The sequence below is a fragment of the Streptomyces sp. CBMA123 genome, assembly GCF_014596465.1.
Lineage (GTDB): Bacteria > Actinomycetota > Actinomycetes > Streptomycetales > Streptomycetaceae > Kitasatospora.
Map to the genome: position 1 here is coordinate 1 of NZ_MECK01000374.1, position 3902 is coordinate 3902.

The window sequence follows — 3902 nt, forward strand, 5'->3', positions numbered from 1 at the left end:
CTCGGTCGCGGCCGTGCTGCGGGCCACCCGCCCGCCGCTCGGCGGGGACGAGGTGCTGGACACCGTGCGCTCGCTGCGCGCCGAACTGGTGGGTGCGGGCCCGCTGGAACGGCTGCTGGCGGCGCCCGACGTCACGGACGTGCTGGTGAACGGGCCGGACGAGGTGTGGGTCGACCGTGGCGGCGGCCTGCACCGAGCCACCGGAGTCCGGTTCGCCGACGCCGAGGAGGTGCGGCGGCTGGCCCACCGGCTGGCCACCGCGGCCGGGCGGCGCCTGGACGACGCCCGGCCCTGGGTGGACGCCCGGCTGCCGGACGGCACCAGGCTGCACGCGGTGCTGCCGCCGATCGCGGCCGGCTGCACCCACATCTCGCTGCGGGTGTGCCGGCCCCGGCCGTTCACGCTCGACGAGTTGGTGGCGGGCGGTGCGCTGCCCCCGGAGGGTGCCGAGCTGCTGGCCGGCATCGTGCGGGCCCGGCTGTCGCTGCTGGTCTCCGGCGGGACGGGCTCGGGCAAGACGACTCTGCTCGCGGCGTTGCTCGGTCTGGTCGGGCCGGACGAACGGATCGTGATCGCCGAGGACTCCGCCGAGCTGCGACCGGCCCACCCGCACGTGGTCCGGTTGCAGAGCCGGCCGCCGAACCAGGAGGGGCTGGGCGAGTTCACCCTGCGGGACCTCGTCCGGCAGGCACTGCGGATGCGGCCGGACCGGCTGGTGATCGGCGAGGTCCGCGGGGCCGAGGTATCGGACCTGCTGGCCGCGCTCAACACCGGGCACGAGGGCGGCTGCGGCACCGTCCACGCCAATACGGCGGCGGACGTGCCGGTCCGGCTGGAGGCCCTGGGTTCACTCGCCGGACTCGACCGGCCGGCGCTGCACAGCCAACTGCGGGCCGCGCTGGACGTGGTGGTGCACCTGGTCCGGGATCCGGGCTCGGGGCGGCGCCGGGTGGCGGAGATCCACACGCTGGCCGGGGACCGCGATGGGCTGGCCGTGACCACCCCGGCGGTGGAGTTCCCCGCGGCGGGCGGGTTGCTGCCCGGGGTGGGCTGGGAGCGGCTGGTCAGGCTGCTGGCCGCGCGCGGGGTGACGCTCGGGGCGGGGGCGCCATGAGCGCGGCGTCGGTGGTGATGGCGGTGCCGGTTTCCATGGCGGTGCCGATGGTGGTGGCGGCGGCGGCCCAGGCGGAGCGGGAGCTGCGGTTGGTGGAGATCGGGTTCGTGCTGTTGCTGGCCGGGTGCGCGACGGGCGCCCTGGTGCTGCTCGGGGTGTGGGGCCGGAAGGAGCGATGAGATGGAGGTGATCGAGGTGATGCAAAATCAGTTCGCGCTCTGCTGGGTGACGGTGCTCTGCCTGCTGGCTGTCGTCGGGTGGCGGGCCGCTCAGGAACAGCTGGCGGGTGAGCGGCGCTCCAGGCTGGTACTAACGGGCGCCGGGCCTCCAGCGCGCGGGCCGGCCCTGGAGGCCGCGCGGTGGGCGAGGGGCCGGCTTCCGCTGCTGCTGGCGCCCGAACTGCTGTTGCTGCCGCTGGGGTTGGTCGTCGGACAGGTCACCGCCTCGCCGGTGCCGGTGCTCGCGGCGGTACCGGCCGTCCTGCCGCTGCGGAGGTGGCGGCTGCGGCGCCGGCTGACGGTGGAGGCCGGGCAGCGGGCCGCTGCCGTGGTGGAGCTCTGCGCCGCGCTGGCCGGGGAGTTGCGCAGCGGCTCGACGCCGGAACAGGCGTTGCACCTGGTCACCGCGCGGCTCGCCACGGATCCGGACGGGCTGCGCCGGCTCGGTACGGAGCCGGTGGCCCGGCTGGCGGCGGGCCGTTACGGCGGGGACGTCCCCGCGGCGCTCCAGCTGCTGGCCGAACTGCCGGGCGGCAGCGGGGCGGCGGCGATCGCGGCCTGCTGGCGGGTCGCCTCCGACGGCGGCTCAGGGCTGGCCGCCGCGCTGGACCGGGTCGCGGAGGCGCTGCGCGGTGAGCGGGCGCTGGCGGAGGAGATTGCCGGGGAGTTGGCCGGGCCGCGGGCGACGATCGCGGTCCTGGCCGCCCTGCCGGGCGTGGGGTTGCTGCTGGGCGGCGCGCTCGGGGCCCGCCCGCTGGAGGTCCTGCTGCACACCTCGGCCGGGCTCGGCTGTCTCGCGGTGGGGGCGGCTCTGGAGGGCCTGGGGGTGTTCTGGACGGCCCGCATCGTCCGGGCGGCGGCGCGGGGTGGTCTTGCGGTCCCCAAGGGCGCCGAAGGTGTCGATGAGAGCGGGAGCGGGGGTCGAGGGAGCCCGCGGGCGCGGGTGCTCGGCGCCGGGCTGGGGGTGGGGTGATGCGGGGCGTCCAGTGGGTGCTGGCCGGGCTTCCGGTGGCGGCGGTGGTGGCGGCAGCAGCGGTGATGCCGATGCGGCGCTGGGCCGGGCGGCGGGCGTTCGCCTGGGAACGGGCGCGGGAGGAGGGGTGGGAGGCGGAGCGGGAACGAACGGGCGCGAGGGCCCGGGGTGTTGGGCCTCGGCGGCGCGCGGCGGTGGCGGTCGGCGCGGGGCTGGCTGTGGCAGTGCTGGTCGGGGGTGGCGTCGGGGCGGTGGCCGGGGTACTGGCGGCGGTGGGCGTCTTTCGGTGGTCCGCCCGGGCGCGGTCGCCGACGGACCGGCGGGCGGCGCTGGAGGAGGAGGTGATGCTCAGACAGCTCCCGCTGGGTGCAGAGCTGTTGGCGGCCTGTCTCGGCTCGGCGGCGCTGCCCTCGGCGGCGGTGTCGGCGGTGGGCCGGAGCGTGGGCGTGCCGCTGGGGCCGAGGCTGGTGGCGATCGGGGCCGAACTGGCCCTGGGCGCCCCGCCGGAGCTGTGCTGGACCCGGCTGGGCGAGCAGCACCCTTCGCTGGCACCGCTGGCGCGCTGCCTGGTCCGGACGAGCCTCAGCGGGGCTCCGGCGGCCGGTCCGCTGATCGGGCTGGCCCAGGCGCAGCGGGCAGCCGCGGCCCGCGCGGCCCACGCCCGGGTCCGCCGGGCCGCGGTGCTCGCCACCGCCCCGCTCGGGCTCTGCTTTCTGCCGGCCTTCGTCCTGGTCGGGGTGGTGCCGGTGGTGATCGGCCTCACCAGCCGTTTCGCGCAAGCGATGTGAGTGAGCGGTGGATCCGGGTCCGGATCCACCGAAGAGCCAGAACAGATCCAGAAGTGAGCACAGAACAGGAGAGATTCATGACTGCAGTGATCATGATCAGGCCGGGCACCGGGTGTCCGCTCCGGCACGTGTCGGGGGCGCGGTGGCGCAACAGCCGTGGGGCCGCCCGTCGGGTGCGTCGGGTGGTCCGGGTGGTTCAGCGCCGGGGGCGGTCGGACGCCGGGATGACCACGGCCGAATACGCCGTCGGAACCTTGGGCGCGTGCGCCCTTGCCGCCGGCCTGTACAAGGTGGTGACCAGCGCGGCCATCACCGGGGCACTGACCGAGATGCTGGAACGGGCGCTCCATGCGACGTAGCGCTCGTCCGCGAAGCCTCGCCGCTCGGGTCTCCTTCGCCGGCGGGCCTGCTTCCCGTGCGGCCCGCGGGAGTTCGGAGGCAGGGCGCGTCGGGGCGGCCCAGGAAGGGAGAGGCCGGGGGCGGCTGCGGCCGGGGCGGCGTGGGGACGCGGGCTTCGTCACGGCGGAGACGGCGGTGGTGCTGCCCGCGCTCGTCCTGCTCGCGGCGATGCTGATCTGGGGCGTGCTCGCGGCGGCCGCGCAGATCACCTGCGTGGACGCGGCCCGGATCGGCGCCAGGGCAGCCGCACGAGGGGAGCCGGACGCCGAGGGGCTCGCCCGTGCGGCGGCCCCGCCGGGCGCACGGGTTCGGGTGGCGGTCGCGGCGGACACGGTGCGGGTCGACGTGGACGCCCCGTCCGCGGCGCCGGGCCGGCTGGGCGGGCTGCTCGCGGTCCGGGTCGGTGCGAT

At 77.0% G+C, this 3902-nt stretch carries 6 protein-coding genes; all 6 read left to right on the top strand.

Going from position 1 to position 3902, the window contains the following annotated elements:
- Positions 1-1114, top strand: a 1114-nt coding sequence (locus tag BG452_RS30995; protein ID WP_188307676.1) for a TadA family conjugal transfer-associated ATPase, incomplete at its 5' end; no start/stop codon positions are given.
- Entirely contained in the window at positions 1111-1293 is a 183-nt protein-coding gene (locus BG452_RS31000; RefSeq protein ID WP_188307677.1) for a hypothetical protein, read from the top strand. The genes BG452_RS30995 and BG452_RS31000, both read left to right, overlap by 4 nt.
- A gap of 1 nt (position 1294) precedes the next feature.
- Positions 1295-2305: a type II secretion system F family protein gene (locus tag BG452_RS31005; RefSeq protein ID WP_223242976.1), complete on the top strand. Its 1011-nt coding sequence runs from the start codon at positions 1295-1297 to the stop codon at positions 2303-2305.
- Entirely contained in the window at positions 2305-3093 is a 789-nt protein-coding gene (locus tag BG452_RS31010) for a type II secretion system F family protein (RefSeq protein ID WP_188307678.1), read from the top strand. Before BG452_RS31005 ends, BG452_RS31010 begins: the two co-directional genes overlap by 1 nt.
- Positions 3094-3170: 77 nt before the next feature.
- Entirely contained in the window at positions 3171-3452 is a 282-nt protein-coding gene (locus BG452_RS31015) for a DUF4244 domain-containing protein (RefSeq protein ID WP_188307679.1), read from the top strand.
- Positions 3453-3627: 175 nt separating this feature from the next.
- Positions 3628-3902, top strand: a 275-nt coding sequence (locus BG452_RS31020; RefSeq protein WP_317621301.1) for a TadE family type IV pilus minor pilin, incomplete at its 3' end; no start/stop codon positions are given.

Excerpts from the sequence above, each read along its gene's own strand:
- BG452_RS31000 (WP_188307677.1), top strand. The coding sequence starts at position 1,111 with ATGAGCGCGGCGTCGGTGGTGATGGCGGTGCCGGTTTCCATGGCGGTG.
- BG452_RS31005 (WP_223242976.1), top strand. The coding sequence starts at position 1,295 with ATGGAGGTGATCGAGGTGATGCAAAATCAGTTCGCGCTCTGCTGGGTG.
- BG452_RS31010 (WP_188307678.1), top strand. The coding sequence starts at position 2,305 with ATGCGGGGCGTCCAGTGGGTGCTGGCCGGGCTTCCGGTGGCGGCGGTG.
- BG452_RS31015 (WP_188307679.1), top strand. The coding sequence starts at position 3,171 with ATGACTGCAGTGATCATGATCAGGCCGGGCACCGGGTGTCCGCTCCGG.